Below are 20,321 nucleotides of genomic sequence, written 5' to 3'. Positions count from 1 at the left end.
CTCGGCGGAATCGGGTGGAGGGCGCTACTCCTCCGGGTCCAGCAGCGTCCCGACCTTCTTCCGCTTCACGCGCCAGTTCAAGTCTTCGATCAGGCACGCGAGTTGAGAGCGCGTCATGGACGAAAGCCAGTCCCGGACCGACTGGCGCGGCACCGGCTCCCTCGGGTCCGTCAGGTCGACGTGCTTGCGCGTCATGCGGCGGCAGGAGAAGCCGGCCTCGTGCAACAGGTGCCGGGCGGTGTCGATCTGGTCCCGTGTGGGGCGCAGCCACGGGTCGTGCGCGTGGGTGTCGCCCAGGTCGAGTGCCGTCTTCAGGTGTGCGGTGATGGAGTCGGGGTGGTGGTCGTCCGGGAACTTGAAGTACCAGCCGTGCGCGAACGCCGGGATCCAGCGCTTCGGTCTGTTGCCGGTCACCCGCACGTCGTGCACGCCGTCGCCGAACAACGGCCGGAGCGGCCCGCCGAACCAGTCGCCGGTGGCCCCGAACCAGCGCGGCGCCGAGGGGAACCACAGGTTCGACCACCGCACGACCGCGAACGGGGCCGCCCCGTACAGAACTTCACGACCCCGCCAGGAGTACGAGTAGTGCGGCGGCGCGGTGTCGCCGGCCCGTTCCTCGTTCTGCGGCGGACAGGTGGGCAGTTCGCGCCTGCGGACCCGGGTCGCGAACCGCTTCGGGGTGCGCTCGGCGAGCACGTCCGCGAAGTACATCGGCGTTCCGACGCTCACGAAGTCCGTGATCAGCCACGGGTTGCCCTGGGCCCGAAGCCCGGTCCACAGCCGGTACTGCGCCCTGCGGTACGTCTGCCGGGCCTCCTCCGAGTCCTCGTCCAGCCACCTGGCCGCCGCCTCCAGTCCGCGCAGCCCGTCCGGCGCCCCCGAAGCCCCTTGGCGGGCACGGGTGTTCATGGTGCTCCACAGGTAACTGATGCCGTCGTACGCGATGTACGCGCCGAGGCTGTGGGCCACGATGACGATCCGCTGGTAGCGCGGGTTGCCGCCGTACCGCGACGTGTGCAGGTTCTCCAGCAGGTCGACGAAGCCCTTGCGGATCTGCCGGCGCACCTCGTACGACCGCGGCGTGGTGTCGAGGTAGCGCACGACGTCGGCGAAGCTGTTGGTGAGGATGCCCGGGATGAACATGCCGATGTGGCCAAGCAGGAACGCCAGCACGAGGATGAGCAGGGCGCCGCCGGCCAGCCCGAGCAGCCACGCGTACGCGTCCTCCCACGTCTGCAGCAGCTCGTCGTGGATCGGCCCGATCGCGATGATGCACGCGAGCGCGATACCCAGCAGCCAGATCAGCAGCCACGCGAGGCGCAGCCCGGCCGGCACGCGCCACGGCGGCCGCAGCAGGAGGCGGCGCGTGATCGACCGCATGTCGCGCAGCCGGTTGCCCTGCATGAGGTGCGCCCAGTGGTACTCGAAGAACTCCGTCTGCGGGCGGTCGGCGGTGGCGGGGGCGAGGAAGCGCCGTGAGTCGTAGCCGCCGCCGACGATGTCTGGGCGGGAGTAGTACAGCCGGTGGTTCCCGTCGTCCGGCGGCAGGCCCGCGTTGATGAAGCCGGTCAGCGCGTCGAGGGGGCGCTGCTCGCCCATGCCGTGCACGATGACGACGGCCTGGCGCCCCGTCCGCCGGCTCGTGTTCCCCGCGTGCGTGTCGGACATGGGGCCTCCCGCGACGCTCGGCCGGTGTCCGTCCAGTGTCCCGGCCGTCGCGGGGCGGGGCACCCCACCCGCCGCGACCCGCCGCCACGGACATCCGTTCGGAGCAGTGGCCTCGATCGCCATGCCGAGGGCGGGACGCGTGGCGACCGGCACCATGGACCGGGCGCGCGCCGGCGCCGTAGCGTCGTCCGGATACCTCCGCGTCGTTGTATGCACCACCTTCCCGCGAAAGGAGCCGGCGATGGCCGACATGCCTGGGGCCGAGCACCAGCAGGCCGTACGGCTGGACGACCTGACCACCGCCGGCACCCTGGCGAGCGGCCACACCGTGCGCGAGGACTGGGAGCACCTGCACGCCGCCGACACGCCGCCGCCTCGCGGCCCGGTGCCCGGAATCCAGGTCGACGGGTACTTCCCGGCCGCGGGCAAGCTCAACACGCACCACGGCTGGGACCACGACGCCCAGTTCGTGCTGCGCCTGCCCGACACGTGGAACGGCAAGCTGCTGGTCACCGCCGCGCCCGGGATCCGGCGGCAGTACGCCACCGACCGGCTCATCGCCGACGACGCCCTCGCCGCCGGCTACGCCTATGCGGCGACCGACAAGGGCAACTCCGGCCTCGACTTCCACACAGCGGGCGACCACCCCGGCGACGCCCTCGTCGACTGGACCCGGCGGCTGCGCGAACTGGCCGTCGCAGCACGGGTCGCCGTCGAGCGGCACTACGGAAGCGCGCCCGAGCGCACGTACGTGGTCGGCATCTCGAACGGCGGCTACCTGGCCCGCGTCCAGCTCGAACGCCACCCCGAGCTGTACGACGGCGGCGTGGACTGGGAGGGCCCGCTGTGGCGCGCCCAGGGCCCCAACCTGTTCTCCTACCTGCCGGCGGTGCTCGCCGACTATCCGCGCTACCGGGACGGCGGCGACACCGAGGCACACGCCCGCCTGATCGAGGCGGGCCTCCCGCCCGGCTCGGAGTTCCTCTGGGAGGTCCACCACCAGGCGTACTGGGACCTGACGCAGCGCACCTACCGCGCCGTCTTCGACCCGGACCATCCCGGCCCCGGCCTGCCGAGCACCGGTGTCCCGTTCGCCGGCCCCGGGCAGCCCGGCAGCGACGCCGCCTACGACTACGCGAGCCGCCCGGCCGCGGTCCACGACGCCGTCGCCCGCGTCCAGCTGACCGGCGCGATCGGGAAGCCGCTGCTGTCCTTTCACGGCACCCTCGACGCGCTGCTGCCGATCCAACTGCACTCCGACGCGTACGCCGAACTCGTCGCCGCCGCGGGACGCGGCCACCTGCACCGCCAGTACCGCATCGAAGGCGGCAACCACGTGGACGGCTTCTGCGACCTGTTCCCCGGCCGGCTGCGCCCGCTCCTGCCCGCCTACAAGGCCGTGTTCGCCGCCCTCGAGGACTGGGTCGAGCGCGGGACGGAGCCGCCGTCCAGCCGCACCGTCGCCTGGGGCGACGAGGTCGACGACTCCGACATCCGCACGTGGTGACCCGCTAAGCGGCTGCCGGTCCGGTCAGGACGACCAGCTGCCGCGTGGCGCGCGTCATCGCGACGTAGCGGTCGACAGCGCCCTCGATCCCGCCGCCGAACGCGTCCGGGTCGACGAGGACGACCAGGTCGAACTCCAGCCCCTTCGCCAGCTCAGGCGTCAGCGAGCGCACCCGGGAGGTCTCCTCGAACGACGGGTCGCCGATCACGCAGGCCGTGCCCTCGGCGTGCTCGGCCAGCCACGCCTCCAGGACCGCGTCCCGGTCGGCCGCCGCGCCGTGGACCACCGGGATGCCCGAAGTCCGCACGGATGTCGGCACGTTCGCGTCCGGCAGCGCGGCCCGGATCACCGGCTCGGCCTCGGCCATGACCTCTTCCGGCGTCCGGTAGTTGACGGACAGGGAGGCGAGCGTGACCCGGTCGAGGCCGATGCGCTCCAGCCGCTCCCGCCACGACTCCGCGAAGCCGTGCCGGGCCTGCGCCCGGTCGCCCACGACGGTGAAACTGCGCGACGGGCAGCGCAGCAGCAGCATCTGCCATTCCGCGTCGGTCAGTTCCTGCGCCTCGTCCACCACGATGTGCACGAACGGACCGTCCAGCGGGTCCGCTTCGCCGCCGGGCAGCGCTCCCTCGTCGACCAGGCTGTCCTTGAGGTCCTGCCCGTGCAGCATCCTCACCGCGCCCTCGCCGTCCAGGTCGGCGGCGAGGATGTTGTCGATGACGCCGGCCATGCGCTCGCGCTCGGCGGCGACGGCGGCTTCGCGGCGGCGCCTGCGCAGCACGGCCTTGGGGTCGCCGAGGCGCTGCCGGGCGGCGTCCAGGATCGGCAGGTCGGAGAGCGTCCAGGCCTGGCCGTCCACGCGCCGCAGCCGCTTCGCCTCGTCGGGGGTGAGCCACGGCGCGCACATGCGCAGGTAGGCCGGCACCGTCCACAGGTCGCCGACGAGGTCGGCCGGGTCGAGCAGCGGCCACGCCCGGTTGAGGGCGCCGGTCAGCTCGTCGTTGTGCTCGAGTGCCCGGCGGAACAGATCGGGGGACGCGTCGCCCTCGTACTTGTCGGTGAGGATCGTGACGAGCTCCTCCCAGATCCGCTCGCGCGCGTCGTTGTGCGGCGTGCCCGGCTCAACGGCGCCGAACGCTTCGGCCCAGTCGTCGGCGCTCAGCCAGGTGTCGCACCAGTCGGTGGTGACCTCCATGCCCTCGGTGGGCGGCTCCTCGTAGAAGCGCACGGCCTTCTCGACGGCCTTCACCATGTCCGCGGACGCCTTCAGGCGCGCCGCCTCGGGGTCGGCCTCGACCCCGGCACCCGCCCCCTCGGGGACGAGGTCCCGGACGGTGCACGTCTGGACGCCCTCCTCGCCGAGGCTGGGCAGTACGTCGGATACATAGGCCAGGTACGGCTGGTGCGGGCCGACGAACAGCACGCCGCCGCGGCGGTGCTGCCCCAGGCGCGGGTCGGAGTAGAGCAGGTACGCGGCGCGGTGCAGCGCGACGACCGTCTTGCCCGTGCCGGGGCCGCCGTCGACGACCAGCGCGCCGCGCGAGCCCGCCCGGATGATCGCGTCCTGGTCGGCCTGGATGGTGGCGAGGACGTCCCGCATGCGCGGCGAGCGGTCGGCGCCGAGGCTCGCGATGAACGCGGACTGGTCGTCGAGCGCGGCGCGGCCCGCGTCGAGCTGGTCCGGCGTGAACACCTCGTCCCAGTAGTCGGTGACGCGGCCGCGCGTCCACCGGTACCGGCGGCGGGTGGCCAGGCCCATCGGGTCGCCGTGGGTGGCGGCGAAGAACGGCTCGGCGGCGGGGGAGCGCCAGTCGTGCAGCAGGCGGCGGCCGGCGCTGTCGGTGATGCCGAGGCGTCCGATGTAGACCGGCTCGCCGCCGTCCGCGCCGACCATGTGGCCCAGGCACAGGTCCAGGCCGAAGCGGCGCAGCGCGCGCAGGCGGCTGGTGAGCCGGTAGACCTCGGCGTCGCGGTCCATCGCCTCCCGGCCCGCGCCGCCGGGAGCCTTACGCGCCTGGTCGAGGCGGTCGGACAGCTCGGCGACCTGCTGCGCGACGGCGTCCGCGAGGGCCGCGAAGTGCCGCTCGTCGCCGGCGGTCAGCGCGGGGTCGGCCTTGGCGGAGAGTCGGGCGGGCAGGTCGAACACATCGGACGAAAGCACTCGCAAGGTACAGATCCCCTGTTTCGGTCGCTTTTGGCTTCAGGTCGACGATTGTGCGGCACCACCGGGGCCTTGCCGCAAGGCCCCCTGTGCGCTATAAGTTGAGAGTGGCAAGGAGTGCAAGTCGCTCCTTGCCTTCGTTGTTTCCGCCTCTTCCTCTGCCTTCGCCTTCGCCTCCGCTTCCGCCTCCGCTTGCGATTCGCGAGCGGGTCCGGGCATGGTTCCACCGACCACCGTCCGGCGCGCAACTGTGGTGCCGCGCCCCGTGTGCCCGGCGCGGCGCGATTCCTACGGTGTGGCCATGGAATCCAGCGCGATCACAGACGACGGTTCGCCCACCCACACGACCGACCGGTTCCTCACCGGACGCGTCGCGCTGGTGACCGGGGCGGCGAGCGGGATCGGGCGGGCGTGCGCCGTCGCCCTCGCCGCGGCGGGCGCGCACGTCCACGTCGTCGACATCGCCGCCGAGGAGGCCAAGGCCGTCGCCCACGCGATCGGCGGCACCGCGCACGCCGTCGACCTCGCCGACCCGGACGCCGTCGAGACGCTGCCCGAGCGCGTCGACATCGTCGTCAACAACGCCGGGCTGCAACACGTCGCGCCCATCCACGAGTTCCCCGCCGAGCGGTTCACGCTCATCCAGAAGGTCATGGTCGAGGCGCCGTTCCGCATCGTGCGCCGCGTGCTGCCGCACATGTACGTGCAGCGTTGGGGCCGCGTCGTCAACATCTCCTCGGTGCACGGGCTGCGCGCGAGCGCGTTCAAGTCGGCGTACGTCGCGGCCAAGCACGCGCTGGAGGGGCTCAGCAAGGTCGCCGCGCTCGAAGGCGCGCCGTACGGCGTCACCAGCAACTGCGTGAGCCCCGGCTACGTCCGCACCCCGCTCGTCGAGAACCAGATCGCCGCCCAGGCCGCCGCGCACGGCATCTCCGGCGACGAGGTGGTGCGGGAGATCATGCTGGAGCGCCCCGCGATCAAGCGGCTCATCGAGCCCGAGGAGGTCGCGGCGGCGGTGCTGTACCTGTGCCGGGCGGAGGCGGGCTACGTCACGGGCACCTCGCTGTCGCTGGACGGCGGGTGGACGGCGCACTGACCACTTGTGGGGGTCGTCGCCATGTGCTGACGCCAAGGAATGTGCCGTGGCACCATGTCGCGTCCACGCAGGGGGACCGTACGGTGGCGCGCACGCATCTCCCTCCTTGGCCCTCGTCGGCCCGGCGGACGGACAGGACACCATGGCGCAGCAGCACCCCGGGCCGCCCGGGCCCACCGCGCGGTTCATGCACCGGCTCCTCGAACTCCTCGCCGAGGACGCCCCCGCCGACGACTTCCGCGCCCTCGCCGCCCAGGCCCGCGCCGCCGGAGCCGGGCCCGAGGCGCTCGCGGAACTCGACAGCGCCACGGCCGACGCGCTGCGCATCCGCGGCACGCTGCGCCAGCACCGCCGCCGCGAACGCGAGCTGACCGCGCTGTTCGACACCGCCGGCGACCTCGCCGCGCTGCGCGACCTCGACTCCGTGCTGCGGTCGATCGTCCGGCGCGCCCGGATGCTGCTCGGCACCGACACCGCCTACCTCACCCTCCCGGACGAAGAGGCCGGTGACACCTACATGCGGGTCACCGAGGGGTCGATCTCGCCGATCTTCCAGGGGCTGCGCCTCGGCCTCGGGGTCGGCCTCGGCGGCCTCGTCGCGCAGACCGCCCGCCCGTACGCGACGCCCGACTACCGCACCGACACCCGCTTCAGGCACGTCGACGAGATCGACGCGGGCGTGCTCGACGAGGGGCTCGTGGCCATCCTGGGCGTACCGCTGCTGCTCGGGTCGACGCGCGGCGACGGCGGCAAGGTCGTCGGGGTGCTGATGGCCGCCGACCGCAGCCCGCGCGCGTTCAGCAGCGACGAGGTCGCGCTGATGAGCTCGCTCGCCACCCACGCCGCCATCGCCATCGACACCGCCCGCGCCATGGCCGACACGCGCGCGGCCCTCGCCGAACTCGCCGAGGCCAACACCGTCATCCAGGCCCACGCGGCGGCCGTGCAGCGGGCCGAGGAGGCCCACGACAAGCTCACCGACCTCGTACTGCGCGGCGGCGACCTGCCCGAGGTGGCCGCCGCCGTCGCGGCGCTGCTCAGCGCGCCCGTCGCCATCCACGACACCGACGGCATCGAACTCACCGACACGGCACCGGACATGGACCCCGCTGCGGCCGAGCGGTCGGCGCTCGTCCAGGCCACCGAGGAGTCCCACGCCCTCGGCCGCGCGGTGCCGCGCCACGGCACATGGATCTGCGCCATCCTCGCCGGGCCCGAGGCGCTCGGCAGCCTGGTGCTGCACCGCGCCGAACTCGACGACCCGGACCGGCGCGTCTTCGAACGGGCCAGCGTCGTAACGGCGTTGCTCCTGCTGCTGCGCCGCTCCGTCGCCGAGACCGAGAACCGGGTCCGCGGCGAACTCCTCACCGACCTGCTCACCGACCCCGACCGGGACCCGGCGGCACTCTCCGCGCGTGCCCGGCGGTCGGGCATCGACCTCGACCGGCCGCACCTGGTGCTGGTCGCCGGCACCGAGAGCGCGGGCCAGGAGCGACTCGGCGCCCGGGCACGGCAGTTCCTCTTCGCCTGCGGTGGTGTGACCGCGCAGCACGCCGGATCGACGGTGCTGCTTCTGCCGGACGACGGCACCCCGCCGGGGGATGCGGCCCGGCGGGCCGCCGTGCAGCTGGAACACCGCGTCGGCTCGCCCGTGACGGTTGCGGCGGCCGGGCCCGCGGCGGGGACGCGCGGCATCGCCGAGGCCTACGGCGAGGCGGCGCGGTGCCTGCGGGCCCTGGTGGTGCTGGGGCGTTCCGGGGACGGGGCGTGTGCCTCCGAACTCGGCTTCCTGGGTGTGGTTTTGGGCAACCGGCAGGATGTCGGACACTTCGTCGGCGACGCGCTCGGGCCGCTCCTGGAGTACGACGCGCGGCGTGGCACCGAGCTGGTGCGCACACTCCGGGCGTACTTCGCCTCCGGCGGCAGCCTGACCCGCGCCAAGGACGAGCTGCACATCCACGTGAACACGGTCGTGCAGCGCCTCGACCGCATCGAGGCACTGCTCGGCGCGGGCTGGAACGAACCGCAGCGGGGGCTCGAACTGCAGGTGGCGCTGCGACTGTTGGAGGTCTCGGAGCGAGGAGCCGAGGCCGGAGGCTGAGCCTGCCGGGGGACTTGGGGGTCCTCGTCGGCGCGTGTGGCGTCCGGCACCCTAGCGTTCCGCCGGATGTGGCGCTTGCACACATCGTCCCGTCCGTCCGCCCCGGCCAGGGTGGTATCGCCCGGCACCACACCGACGTGGTGCCGGGCATGCCACGTATGGACGGACGGAAGGCTGCACATGGACAAGGTGGTGGGGTCGGCCGCGGACGCCGTCGCGGACATCCCCGACGGAGCGGCGCTGGCCGTGGGCGGCTTCGGGGTCTGCGGCATCCCGTCCACGTTGATCGGCGCCCTGGCGGCCGCGGGGACGAGCGGGCTGTCGGTCGTCTCGAACAACTGCGGGCTGGACGACTGGGGGCTCGGGCTGCTGCTGGGCGCCGGGAGGATCGCGCGGATGACGTCGTCGTACGTCGGGGAGAACAAGGAGTTCGCGCGGCAGTACCTGGCCGGCGAGCTGGAGGTCGAACTCACCCCGCAGGGAACGCTCGCGGAGCGGCTGCGCGCGGCGGGGGCGGGCATCCCCGCGTTCTACACCCCGGCCGGGGTCGGGACGCAGGTGGAGGAGGGCGGACTGCCGTGGCGGTACGCGGCGGACGGCACGGTGGCCGTCGCCTCGCCGGCGAAGGAGGTACGGGAGTTCCGGGGACGGCGGTTCGTCCTGGAGGAGGCCGTCGAGGTCGACTTCGCGCTGGTGCGGGCCGAAGTAGCCGACCGGCACGGCAACTGCGTCTTCGCGGCGGCCGCCCGCAACTTCAACCCGCTGTGCGCGATGGCGGCGCGGGTCACCTTGGTCGAGGCCGACCGGATCGTCGAACCGGGGGATCTCGACCCGGAGTTGGTTCACCTGCCGGGGATCTACGTGGACCGGATCGTCGCGGCGGATCCATCCGACAAGCGGATCGAACGCCGCACCGCGGTGCCGGCTGCCGCTGACATGGCGAGGAGCGACTGACATGCCGCTGAACCGCGAACAACTCGCCGCCCGCGCCGCGTTGGAGCTGCGTGACGGGCAGTACGTCAACCTGGGCATCGGGCTGCCGACGCTGATCCCCAATCACCTGCCGGACGGCGTGCACGTGGTGCTCCACTCGGAGAACGGGATCCTGGGGGTGGGGCCCTACCCGCACGAGGGCGCCGAGCACCCGGACCTGATCAACGCGGGCAAGGAGACCGTGACGGTGAGGCCCGGGGCGGCGTACTTCGACTCGGCGTTCTCGTTCGGCATGATCCGCTGCGGCCGGATCGACGTCTCGGTGCTGGGCGCGATGCAGGTCTCGGCGACGGGGGACCTGGCCAACTGGATGATCCCGGGCAAAATGGTCAAGGGCATGGGCGGGGCGATGGACCTCGCGCACGGGGCGCGACGGCTGATCGTGGTGATGGAACACGTCGCGCGCGACGGCAGCCCGAAGGTCGTGTCGGAGCTCTCGCTGCCCGCCACCGGCCGCGGCGTCGTGGACCGGATCATCACCGACATGGCGGTGCTGGACGTGACGGACAGGGGCTTGGCCCTGGTCGAGACCGCTCCCGGTGTCACGGTCGACGACGTCCAGAACGCCACCGAGGCGGAGCTCCTGCGGAAGTCCGAGGGATAACCCCTTGCGCAATGGTCAAGAAACGTTGACCATTACTCGCATGCCTACGGATGATCTTCCCGATACGTTCGACGTCACCACCGACGAGCAGCTACGCGCCGTCTCCAATCTCACGCGCCACCGGATCATGGCCGTGCTCCGCTTCGAACCCGCGACGATCACGCAGATCGCCGAGCGGGTGGGCCTGGCGAAGGGGAGTTCCAGCTACCACGTACGGCTGCTCGAACGGGCCGGCCTGGTGAAGGTCGTGCGGACGCGGAAGGTCCGGGGGGTCGTCGAGCGGTACTACGCCATGGCCGCGCGGTCGATCGTGATGCCGGATCCGGGCGAGGGCGGGCCGGACGTCCTGATGCGGCACGCGGTGGCGGACCTCGAGGCATCGCCGGCGGACGGCGAGCGGCACGTACGGATGGCGCATCTGCGGCTCACCGACGAGCAGTTCGCCGAGCTGGGCGCGCGGCTCGAGGCACTGGCCGACGAGTACCGGGAGCTGTCCGACCCGTCGCTGCCCGACGCGTCGCTCGTGTTCGCACTGTTCCACCCGGCGAAGGGCGAGCAGGCCGGAGGGGATGCCAAGTGACGTCAGACGTCAAGACGTTGCCGACCGGGTTCGGACGGCTCTGGACCGCCCAGACGATCTCCTCGCTCGGTGACGGCGTGTCACATGCCGCACTGCCGCTGCTCGCGTTGACGCTGACGCGGGATCCGATGGCGCTCGCCGTCGTCACCGCAGTCGGCACCCTGCCGTGGCTGCTCTTCGGGGTGCTCGGCGGTGCGCTGGTGGACCGCTGGGACCGGCGGCGCACGATGTGGGTCACGGACGCGGCGCGCGCGGTGCTGCTCGCGATACCCGCGGCAGCGGCCGCATTCGACATGCTGGGCATTCCCCTGCTCGCGGCCGTCGCCTTCCTGCTCGGCCTCGGCTCACTCCTCTTCGACACCGCGGCCACGGCCTACCTGCCGGACCTGCTCGGCCGCGACCCCATGCTCCTGGAACGCGCCAACTCCCGCCTGCGCGGCGCCCAGACCGCCGCGTCCGGCTTCGCGGGACCGCCCGCGGGCAGCGCCCTGCTCGCGATCGGCCGGTCGGTTCCGCTGCTCGCCGACGCGGTGTCGTTCGCGGTCTCCGCGGTGCTCGTACGGTCGCTGCCCGCCGCGTCCAAGCCCGTACCGCAGGCTCATGAGTCGCTGCTGCGGCAGGCGCGGGCCGGCGCCTCGTACGTGTTCCGGGACCGGCTGCTGCTCGGGCTCGCGCTGCGCCCGGCGGTCGGGAACATCGCCTTCCTCGCCGTCGAGACCGTCCTCGCCCTCTTCGCCCACGACCGGCTCGGCATCGGCACCTTCGGCTTCGGCCTGCTCCTCACCGCCGAGGCCACCGGCGGCCTGATCGGTGCCGCCATCGCCTCCCGGCTTGGCCGGGCACTCGGCACCGGCACCGCGCTGACCTGCACGGCCGCTGTCGAGGGCCTCGCGATCCTGGGCCTCGCCGCCGCCCCGAACCCGTACGTCGCCGGCCTCGCGCTCGCCGTCTGCGGCGCGGGCATGGGCGCCACGATGGTGATCGGCCCGTCCCTTCGCCAGGCGATCGTCCCCGCCCACCTCATGGGCCGGGTCGCCTCCACCTCCCGCATGCTCTCCATGTGCGCCGCCCCCTTCGGTGCCTTCCTCGGCGGCTGGCTGGCCACCACGTACGACGTGCGCACCCCGCTGTACACGGCCGCGGGCCTCCTCCTGGCGATGACCGCGGTCACGTCCACGATGACCACCAACCGCCGCATCGAGTCCGCCTTGGCCGCGGCTGCCCCGGTCGATGCCCCCGAACGCGCGGAATCTCCGGTCCCCGTCCCGGCGGCTGCTCTGTAGCTCTCCCCGAGGCTGTTGAGCGAGCGCCGAGCCCGGCTCGGCGCTCCACGTACGCCTTAGGGAGTGAACTCGGCGGCGTGGAAGAGTTCGTCCTCGGTCGGGGGCGGATCGTCGTCGTGCAGCGTCCAGAAGCCTTGGTCGTCGTAGGTGCCGCGGCACCAGGCGAGGAGGGTGTCGACGAGAGTGGCATGCAGGGGCGGGTATTCGTGGTCGAGTTCCCGGTTCAGCACCCCGAGCGGCCATGCGTCAGGCTTGCCGACCGTCCACCAGCCGACCGTGTCGACGCCTACGGTCACGGCGAACGGCAGGAAGCCGCCGGGTGCGGGCCAGAGCGACGGGAGCTGGGCGTCGGGGTCGTCCTCGCGCAGGATCCCGCACAGTTCGGTGAGCCGGTGGATCTCCCAGAACAAGCCGCCTGCGTCAGTGCGGAACGGGTCGACGAAGTTCAGCGTCTCGCGCCAGTGACCGCGTCCGTAGCGTTCGATCAGCGTCACGTACTCGGCCGGCAGTCTGGTGCCGAGGCGGGTGAAGACCGAGTCCCACGTGACGCCGTCGTCCAACCGCGGCTGCTCCGGCGGTGGCACCAAGCGCACCAGGGTGTCCCACCCCGCCCCTTCGCGGAACGCGGCACGACGGTCCGCGTGCCGCTCACGGGCGGGCAGGTCCGGGACGGGCCATGCGGACACGTCGGAGCGGTACCGGGTACGCCTGATGGTCGCCGACACCGGGCGGGGGCTGTTCTGGTGTCCGTACTCCGGACTGGTAACGGCATCGAGGAACTCGGCCGTCGTCAGGCCGAAGTCGTGGACGGCGTTCGGCTGGGACCGGTCCGATGGCATCCAGGAGACGACGGTCCACGCGTCGGGGTCGGCCGAGACGGATGTGTCCCAGAACAGGGTGTGGTCGCGCAGCCGCCCCCAGGCCAGTAGTCCGCCCTCGTCGGGCCAGAAGAGCAGCCCGGCCTCCGGCGAAGAGCACTCGCGCAGCCACTGGCCATAGTCGAAGTACTCCCCGTGGCAGGGAACAGCGATTTCGAGGGCGCCACCCAGTTCCACCGGCCCCCACACCTCCGCGACACGCCGATAGGCGACGGGGAGCTGGGTGCCCAGCCACCGCTCGACGGCGCGCCAGTCCGTGGGGACGGGCAGAGCGGGTTCGCGATCGGGCGCCGGGGTGGCGTTTCGCAGCAGGTCGTCGAGGTGCATGGCGGCATGCTTGCAGCGGGCTCTGACGCGTTGGTGCGCAGGGGCCCAACGGCTTGGCCCGGCCCGCTGGGTGCCTCGGTGTTGCAGGACCGTGCCGCGAGCCGGCTCACGCTTCGAAGTCGTGGTCCCCGTACTCGACGTAGTCCCGTTCGATCAGCTCGTCCGCCAACTCGTCCTCGTCGAGGTCGTCGAGGCCGGAGAGGTCATCGACGGGGCCGTCGCCGAGCATGACATAGTCGCCGTACTCCGCGATCTCACCCACAAGCGGCGGGACGAGGACACGATCCCAGTCCACGGTGGCGTCGATCCTGCCGTCGAACCTGCCGTCGAAGAGCCCGTCGGCGAGCTCCGCCTTCACCTTCGCTGCGTCATCCGCGCCCACGGCGTAGCCGGTCGGCTTGCCCGAGCCGAGGAAGGTGATCTCCGGGTAGCCGTCGACCCGGATCGCGACGAACGGGTGAAGATCGATCGAACGCACTCGCTCGCCTCGCTGATACACGTCCAAGGCCAGATCGGCGCCGTAGTCGAAGAGCATCCATACGTTGACGGACTCGTCGAGCTCGGACTCCAGAGCGTCTACGACTTCGTCAAGGCTGCCGCGGATGTGGTGCGCGTCCTTCCTGGCGCCACCGGGAGATACGCCGAACCTCAAGTCGTAGAAACTCTTAGGCACCATGCTCGGAACTTTAGATTGTGTCGCGCTGTGGTTCAGCCTTCGTACCGCCACACCGCGATGCCCTTGGAACGCCACGGTTCCGGGATCGGATCGGCCGCCGCCAGTCGCTCGATCCATCGCAGCTGGTCGGAGAAGTACCGGTGGAACTCGGTCCCTGCCTGAAAGGTCAGGATCGGGCCGTCGGTGCCGCGCTTGCCGTGGCCGTACAGCATGACGCGGATGGCGTCGTCGACCTCCTCCATCGCGAACGAGCAGGGGAAGTTGTACAGGTAGATCTCGAAGTTCTCGCTGGCCGACGCCGCTTCCGCGAGCGGCCGCAGGATCTCGCGCGTGTAGCGGTCGGGATCCTCCATCGCCGCCTCGGCCGGCTCGAGGCGATAGCGGTCCCGGCGCGAGTCGCAGTGCGGGTCCATGATGTACAGCCGTACGGGCACGCCCTTGGCGGCTTTGTGCTCGAAGAGCGGCAGCATGGCCTCGCCCGCGTAGTAGTTGCGGGTGAGGCCGAACATGTTGATGTGCTGCGCAGCCGAGCTCAATCGGCCGACGAGGTCGGCCTTCGAGTCGCTCGTGGTGAGCGGGTAGAGGTCGATGAGACCTGCCTGTTCGAGATGTCCGAGCACGGCGCCACTGTAATCGTGTCCGAAGCCGAGCCGATCCGGCCGGGTCCCATAGATCTGGCACAGGACGTCGATACGTTCGTCGTTCGGCCGCCGGTCTCCGTGCTCCCACCTGCAAATCTCGGCATCGGCGACACCGGGCGGGGCGAGCCCGGCGCGCTCGTACACCATGTCGATTCGTATGGAGAGCTCTCGCCGGTCCCACCCCTGCGCCCAACGGTGCGCCTCCAAGGGATGCGCGTCCGGCAGCGCGGCCAGGATCCCGTCGACGACGTCGGCGACGGTCGAGGCGTTCCGCAGGCCGCGCAGGCGGATCTCCTGTGCGGTGCGTTCCATGGCGCGGCGTTCCGTCCGGGTCTTTGACGTAGCCATGGCGCCATATTGGCTCATAGCGCCAATGGTTGTGGCGTGCTCGCGCATATTGCTGATGACCGATGGCTGACACGGTAGTTGCATGGCTGATCGCGTCAATGCCTCCGAATGCGCCGGGGCTGAACTCCAGGAGCCGCGCGTGCGCGGCCCGCGCATGACTGTTCGCGTGTACGACGTCCTGCCGGACGGGCGTACGCACGAGCGGTACACCGTGACGACGAACCTTGGGCCGGCCTGGGTGAGCTGGACGCCGGTCGGTGGCGATGCCGCGTCGTTCTTACCGTCCGGTGTCGAGGGGGAGCCGCCATGCTCCTGATCCGGTTCCGGTACTGGGACTACGGCGACGGCGTCGTCGTCGAGGTGCCGGACGGGGGTGTTCCGCCTCGTCTGCTGGTGGACGTGCCCGTCGGTTGGGTGCGGCATGGCCTCGTGGCCTATGACGGGCGCGCGAACAGTGGACTTCCCGGCCATTTCAGCGACTTCGGCTCGGTCCGATGATTCGAGGCACGGGCCGGTACGCCTGGGGCCAGGCGTGCCGGGCCGGTCCATCGCGTCCTCGACCAGGAGCTGCCGCATGCCGTCGATTCCCATCGCAAGAGCTGCTCGTCTGAAAGCCGTTCGTCGACGCGTGGCCGCCGTGGCCGGGGCGTTCGCCGTCGTGGGTGCGTTGCTGGTCGCTGGGGCGCCGGAGGCTTCCGCCTCGGGGCTCACGCAGGTCACCGGGTTCGGGTCCAACCCGGGCAATTTGGCGATGTACACGTACGCCCCGGCGAACCTCCCAGCCCGCGCCCCGCTCGTCGTCGCCCTGCACGGCTGCGGGCAGACCGCTGCTGACTACTACGCCAACTCCGGCTGGACCAAGTACGCGGACCTGTACGGCTTTTCGCTCGTCTTTCCGCAGACTGACCCGAGTAACCAGTCGCAGTCGTGCTTCCGTTGGTACGAGCCCGGACATACGAAACGCGGGCAGGGCGAGGCGCTGTCCATCAAGCAGATGGTCGACACCGCCGTCGCGCGCTACGGCACCGACGTCAGCCGAGTGTTCATCACCGGCTTGTCGGCGGGTGGCGCGATGACCGCGGACGTGCTCGCGGCTTACCCGGACGTGTTCGCGGGCGGGTCGATTGACTCGGGCGTCCCCGCGTACTGCGCCAACAACCAGACCGCCGCCTACAGTTGCATGTACGGGCCGGTCAGCAAGACGCCCGCCCAATGGGGCGATCTCGTCCGCGCCGCCGCCCCGGCCGGGACGACCTCGTGGCCGCGCGTGGCGATCTGGCACGGGACGTCCGACAACACCGTCTACCCGGTCAACGCCACCGAGTCGCGCGACCAGTGGACGAACGTGTGGGGCGTCGGCCAGACGGCGTCCAACACCCGGACCCTGCCGGGCGGGACGACGGTCAGCACGTACAACGACACCGGCGGGCGCCCCGCTGTGGCGCTCTACACGATCTCCGGCATGGGCCACGGCCTAGCGGTCGACCCCGGGAGCGGCGTCGACCAGTGCGGCGCAACGGGGGCGTTCTTTCTCGACACGGTCTGCTCCAGCTACTACACGGCGCAGTTCTGGGGCCTGGACGGGACGGGCGGCGGCACGCCGTCGTTGCCCGCGCCCACGGGGCTCACGGTGACGGGCACGACCGACACGACAGCGAGCCTGAGGTGGGACCCGGTCGCCGGGGCCGCGTCGTACGCGGTCTATCGGAACGGCGCCAAGGTCGGTTCCGCTAGTGGGACTTCGTACACGGACAGCGGACTCGCGGCGGGGACGGCGTATTCCTATACCGTTGCCGCCGTGGACACATCGGGGACGTCAGGGGCCACCTCCACCCCGGTCAGCGCCACCACAACCGGCAGCGCCACCCCGAGTTGCTTCACGGCCAGCAACTACGCCCACACCACCGCTGGCCGCGCCCACCAGAGCGGCGGCTACGTCTACGCCAACGGCTCGAACCAGGCCATGGGGCTGTGGAACGTCTTCACGGTCCACACCCTCAAGCAGACCGCGCCGGGCTACTACGTGCTGGCGGACCAGGGTTGCCCCTGAGAACCACACGCGACGGCCGTTCCGTACCCCGTATCGCCGACGGGACGGCTGTCGCTCGTCGGTTCAGCTGTGCGTCGTCGTCCGGCCGGACTCGGCCGCGTCGTATCCAGCGAACCGATCGAGCGTTTCTCGGCACAAGGTTGGGCTGAACGGGTCATGACGGCGCGGCGCGCCACGGCCCTTGCGGCAGGATCCGGGTCATGGACAGATCGGTGCCGTGAAAGGTCCTGAATATGAGCGCACCTGTCATCGCCGCGGTCATCACCGGCACCATTGCTGCGATCAGCATCGGCACCTCCGCATGGCTCGCGGGGTATTCGCTCCGGCGCCAACGAGATCTCGCTCACGACCAGCGCCTTTGGGAGCGTGAATGCGCCGTGTACGAGGAGATCCTCGCCTACGTTCACCACTCCGTGGAGGAGCGCACCAACGCGATGGAAAGAAGCCGGGGAGACGCCGTCGACAGCGATTGGCAGGACTGGCCCGGACAGTACGAGGCCCCGAACCGCTATCTCTTCGAGGCTCGGCGGCACGCCTACGCGTCCAAAGCCGTCAGGACGGCCTTCCGGCAGTGGCTCGAGAAGGAGACCGCACTTGAACTGAAGTGGCAGGCACAAATGTTGGGTGTCACGCGCGAAACCCCTCACGATGCGACAGACGCGCACGGAGCGAAAGACCCGCAGAACGACCTGGGCGCAGTGGCCGCTCAGGCCACCCGGGCGGCGGATGTGCTTTGGGATGCGGTCCGCGCGGAGATCCACCGCGACCGAGAACGCTGAACTTCGCAACGCGAGGGTGAATCGCATGCCATGGTGAAGGTGCCGTGACGCGGGGGAGGCACAGCATATGCAGGGCTTGGCGGAGGCGGCGGCTAAGGGGAGTGACGGGGGCGTCGGCACCTGGTTGTTCGTCGCCATCGTCTGCTGGATCGTGGCGATCGGCATGCCGCGGTTGGCGAAGGCGCACTTCGCGCTCAAGGTCAGGATCGGCCGCATGTCGCAAGAGAACGCAGACGAGGCGATGGGCACCATGTGGGTGGTGTCGGTCCTCTTCTACGTCGGAGCCGTCCTCTTCACCTGGGGGCTGATCGCGAACCTCTGATCGGGCGGCCTGGCGTCCGGACCCGTGGCTCAGGGCACGAGTCCCACCGTGGGGCCGTCGTGGCGGGCGCTGGAGCGCCAGTCGGCGACGCGGACCAAGGACTCGAGGTAGGCGAGGCGGAACGGGCCCAGGTCGTCGCGGTCTCGCAGGGCCAAGGTCTGCGGCGTCCACGAACCGCCTTGGCGGAAGGCCTCGGTGTCGAGTGACTGCGCGGGGAAGTGGTCGCCCGTGGTGATGGTGACCGGGGGCGTGTGGTCGCCGTTCCGGACGCCGAGCAGGGTCAGTTCGTCCTCGTCGGTCTCGGGGCGCACCGACACGCGTACCTGGCCGTGATGCGCCGCGACCAGGTAGGCGACCAACCTCGGGTCGACGCTGGGGGTGTGCCAGTACTCGCCGTTCAGCAGGATGAGCGCGCTGACCAGCTCGTGCCGGAAGTACGGACGTGCCGAAACGCCGTTGTTCCACGGGGCTTTGGACTTGGCGAGCAGGTCGTCGGGCGGATCGCCGCCGCCGTCGCGCAGCATGGCCTGGAAGACGTCGTGGCACTTGCCCAGGTCGTGGAATCTGGCGGCGTGGGCGACGGCTTCCCGCTGCGCCTCGGTCAGCCCGGGGAGGCCGGCCATAACCGCGCGGGCCTCCTCCTCGGTCTCCAGCAGGTGCTGGTCGAGGCTCACCCACGCGACACACCCGGTCGTGGGAGGCCTGCGTCCCGTGAACAGCGACGGCACCGGGGCGTCGCTCTCCGGCGCCCAGCCGAGCTCGGGGAGGTAGCCGCCGCGCGCCGAGTCGACGACCAGGAGCGATCCGGAGCGGAGGTCGTCGGCCACAGCGTGCCGCCACCGGCCGTCGGCGGGGTCGCGCAGCCATACGCCGCCGTCCAACAGCTCGCGGACGTCGGCGAGCGGCGCCTCGCACTGCTCGGTTCGGGCGGGTTCAGGATCGTCTTCCGCCGGTTCTCCCGACTCCCAGGTCCGCCACGCAACGAAGACCGTTCGATCCTCGTCGGCGCGGATCCACGGACTCGCGTCGGTCGGAGCCGCGCCTCGGGCGTTGTCGAACATCGCCAAGACGTCGTGCTCGTGGAGGGTTTGGGAAGGTGGTGTGTCTGGGTCGACACGGGCGTGAAAGAGGTCGGCGGTCGTGACTGCCTCGCCTTCGTGGGCGTTCAGCCAGGTCGCGACGCCCACGTCGGCCCCGGGGCCCTCCGGCGGGACGCACCACAACAGGTCGCCGCCGTCGGGGTGTTCGCCGTGACGATTGCAGCGGCCGGCGCGTTGTACGAGCGCGCTCCACGGGGCGAGTTCGGTCAGGAGCGTACGGCTGGACACGTCGCATCCGGCGTCCAGCGCCCGCGTCGTGACCAGGATCCGGTCCCGGCCGGTGTCTTCCAGCGCCGCCGCGCGATCACGGCGGTCGACGGAACGCGCGTACGGATGCGCCAGCACGATCTCCCGGTCCGGATGCGCGTTGCGTAGCGCGCCGTAGACCTCGCGAGCGCGCTGTGCGGAGCCGAGTACGGCGACGGTCTGCGTGCCGGGGACGTGTGCGGAGCCCAGCGCGTCGACGAGGTCCTGTACGTACCGTGTCGGGTCCGGGGCGAGGCGCCTGATGCGTCGAATCGCGCTGAGGTGGCCGCCTGTCGGGGCTTCGCCCGCCCCAATCTCCGGGTCCCCGTCCCGCGTCGACGACATCCACGTGCTGTGGGTCGGCGCCGTCGTGCCGAGCGATTCGCGTAGTGACTGCAGCTGCGTGCTCGTCGGCAAACCAGGTCCCAGCAAGTGCATTTCGTCGAACACCCAATGGGTGTCGGTGTTGAGCAGCCCGAACGACACCGGCGCCATCGTCCGTGAATCGGCGAACCCACGCATCAACGCCCGGCTCAGCAAAACGTCGTGCGTGCCCACCAGAATCGCGGTGCGCTCGGGATACCGCCGCCATGTGCCGTTCTGCGACTCAGGGCCGGCGAGCAGGTGCAGATCCACCTCGTCCGCGTACCCGAGCCGGCGCAACCATTCGGCGATCCGCGTGTGGGTCTGGTCCGCGAGGCCGCCCTGCGGCAGCACGTACGCCAATCGCCGCGGCGTCTCCTCGGGCGCGGACACCAGTCGGCGGTACAGCCACGCCAGCACGGCGGCCGCGGTCTTCCCGCCGCCGGACGGAACCCGCACGAATCGCGGCAGCCCACTCTCTGCGAGCCCCGCCTGGTAGGCATACGGGCGATAGCCGGTCGCTGTGTGGAAGAACTCCCCGAATCCGCTCGTCATTCACTGCCCTCTCGCCCGCCGGACTCCCGACTCTAGATGTCCG

Annotated in this window: 18 protein-coding genes; 12 read left to right on the top strand and 6 right to left on the bottom strand. The window is 71.3% G+C overall.

Annotated elements, in window-relative coordinates; genetic code table 11:
• Positions 1 to 24: 24 nt before the first annotated feature.
• Complete coding sequence (locus QI554_RS05220; protein ID WP_281466333.1) at positions 25 to 1,668, bottom strand: hypothetical protein; 1,644 nt, start codon at positions 1,666 to 1,668, stop codon at positions 25 to 27.
• 241 nt (positions 1,669 to 1,909) lie between these two features.
• Here QI554_RS05220 and QI554_RS05215 point away from each other — a divergent pair, with 241 nt between their 5' ends.
• Complete coding sequence (locus tag QI554_RS05215) at positions 1,910 to 3,175, top strand: tannase/feruloyl esterase family alpha/beta hydrolase (RefSeq protein ID WP_281466331.1); 1,266 nt, start codon at positions 1,910 to 1,912, stop codon at positions 3,173 to 3,175.
• A gap of 4 nt (positions 3,176 to 3,179) precedes the next feature.
• On the opposite strand, the gene helR is transcribed toward QI554_RS05215, so the two are convergent.
• Entirely contained in the window at positions 3,180 to 5,336 is a 2,157-nt protein-coding gene (gene helR, locus QI554_RS05210; RefSeq protein ID WP_425527915.1) for an RNA polymerase recycling motor ATPase HelR, read from the bottom strand.
• A 301-nt stretch (positions 5,337 to 5,637) separates the two neighbouring features.
• On the opposite strand from helR, the gene QI554_RS05205 reads away from it, so the two are divergent.
• The 6 genes from QI554_RS05205 (at position 5,638) to QI554_RS05180 (ending at position 11,993) form a co-directional block, all read left to right on the top strand.
• Positions 5,638 to 6,432, top strand: coding sequence for a 3-hydroxybutyrate dehydrogenase (locus QI554_RS05205; RefSeq protein ID WP_281466327.1), 795 nt, complete (start codon positions 5,638 to 5,640; stop codon positions 6,430 to 6,432).
• A gap of 142 nt (positions 6,433 to 6,574) precedes the next feature.
• The gene (locus QI554_RS05200) at positions 6,575 to 8,533 is read left to right on the top strand and encodes a helix-turn-helix domain-containing protein (protein ID WP_281466325.1); all 1,959 of its coding nucleotides are present in this window, start codon (positions 6,575 to 6,577) and stop codon (positions 8,531 to 8,533) included.
• A gap of 180 nt (positions 8,534 to 8,713) precedes the next feature.
• Positions 8,714 to 9,487 carry a CoA transferase subunit A gene (locus tag QI554_RS05195; RefSeq protein ID WP_281466323.1) on the top strand — a complete coding sequence of 258 codons (774 nt, stop codon included), beginning with the start codon at positions 8,714 to 8,716 and terminating at the stop codon, positions 9,485 to 9,487.
• A 1-nt stretch (position 9,488) separates the two neighbouring features.
• A complete protein-coding gene (locus tag QI554_RS05190; RefSeq protein ID WP_281466321.1) occupies positions 9,489 to 10,130 on the top strand; it encodes a CoA transferase subunit B in 642 nt (213 codons plus the stop codon).
• Between the two features lie 40 nt (positions 10,131 to 10,170).
• Entirely contained in the window at positions 10,171 to 10,710 is a 540-nt protein-coding gene (locus tag QI554_RS05185; RefSeq protein ID WP_281466319.1) for an ArsR/SmtB family transcription factor, read from the top strand.
• Positions 10,707 to 11,993: an MFS transporter gene (locus QI554_RS05180; protein ID WP_281466317.1), complete on the top strand. Its 1,287-nt coding sequence runs from the start codon at positions 10,707 to 10,709 to the stop codon at positions 11,991 to 11,993. The genes QI554_RS05185 and QI554_RS05180 overlap by 4 nt, the downstream gene beginning before the upstream one ends.
• A gap of 56 nt (positions 11,994 to 12,049) precedes the next feature.
• On the opposite strand, the gene QI554_RS05175 is transcribed toward QI554_RS05180, so the two are convergent.
• From QI554_RS05175 to QI554_RS05165, 3 genes are all read right to left on the bottom strand, one after another.
• Positions 12,050 to 13,198, bottom strand: a complete 1,149-nt coding sequence (locus tag QI554_RS05175) for a hypothetical protein (RefSeq protein WP_281466315.1) — start codon at positions 13,196 to 13,198, stop codon at positions 12,050 to 12,052.
• Positions 13,199 to 13,304: 106 nt separating this feature from the next.
• Positions 13,305 to 13,874: a hypothetical protein gene (locus QI554_RS05170; protein WP_281466313.1), complete on the bottom strand. Its 570-nt coding sequence runs from the start codon at positions 13,872 to 13,874 to the stop codon at positions 13,305 to 13,307.
• A gap of 32 nt (positions 13,875 to 13,906) precedes the next feature.
• Complete coding sequence (locus QI554_RS05165) at positions 13,907 to 14,863, bottom strand: helix-turn-helix domain-containing protein (RefSeq protein WP_281466311.1); 957 nt, start codon at positions 14,861 to 14,863, stop codon at positions 13,907 to 13,909.
• 82 nt (positions 14,864 to 14,945) lie between these two features.
• Between QI554_RS05165 and QI554_RS05160 the strand changes: the two genes are divergently transcribed.
• From QI554_RS05160 to QI554_RS05140, 5 genes are all read left to right on the top strand, one after another.
• Positions 14,946 to 15,179: a hypothetical protein gene (locus tag QI554_RS05160; RefSeq protein ID WP_281466309.1), complete on the top strand. Its 234-nt coding sequence runs from the start codon at positions 14,946 to 14,948 to the stop codon at positions 15,177 to 15,179.
• Entirely contained in the window at positions 15,170 to 15,361 is a 192-nt protein-coding gene (locus tag QI554_RS05155; RefSeq protein WP_281466307.1) for a hypothetical protein, read from the top strand. The genes QI554_RS05160 and QI554_RS05155 overlap by 10 nt, the downstream gene beginning before the upstream one ends.
• Before the next feature lie 76 nt (positions 15,362 to 15,437).
• Positions 15,438 to 16,913, top strand: a complete 1,476-nt coding sequence (locus QI554_RS05150; RefSeq protein ID WP_425527914.1) for an extracellular catalytic domain type 1 short-chain-length polyhydroxyalkanoate depolymerase — start codon at positions 15,438 to 15,440, stop codon at positions 16,911 to 16,913.
• Positions 16,914 to 17,146: 233 nt separating this feature from the next.
• Positions 17,147 to 17,692, top strand: coding sequence for a hypothetical protein (locus QI554_RS05145; RefSeq protein ID WP_281466302.1), 546 nt, complete (start codon positions 17,147 to 17,149; stop codon positions 17,690 to 17,692).
• Positions 17,693 to 17,759: 67 nt separating this feature from the next.
• Entirely contained in the window at positions 17,760 to 18,014 is a 255-nt protein-coding gene (locus QI554_RS05140; protein WP_281466299.1) for a hypothetical protein, read from the top strand.
• 29 nt (positions 18,015 to 18,043) lie between these two features.
• Here QI554_RS05140 and cas3g read toward each other — a convergent pair whose 3' ends face one another.
• On the bottom strand, positions 18,044 to 20,278 hold the full coding sequence (gene cas3g / locus QI554_RS05135) for a type I-G CRISPR-associated helicase/endonuclease Cas3g (protein ID WP_281466297.1): 2,235 nt from the start codon (positions 20,276 to 20,278) through the stop codon (positions 18,044 to 18,046).
• Positions 20,279 to 20,321 lie beyond the last annotated feature (43 nt).

Source organism: Yinghuangia seranimata, assembly GCF_029953285.1.
In the GTDB taxonomy this organism is placed as follows: domain Bacteria; phylum Actinomycetota; class Actinomycetes; order Streptomycetales; family Streptomycetaceae; genus Yinghuangia; species Yinghuangia seranimata.
Note: the sequence above shows the minus strand (reverse complement) of the source record. Positions and strands in the feature narration are given on the sequence as shown.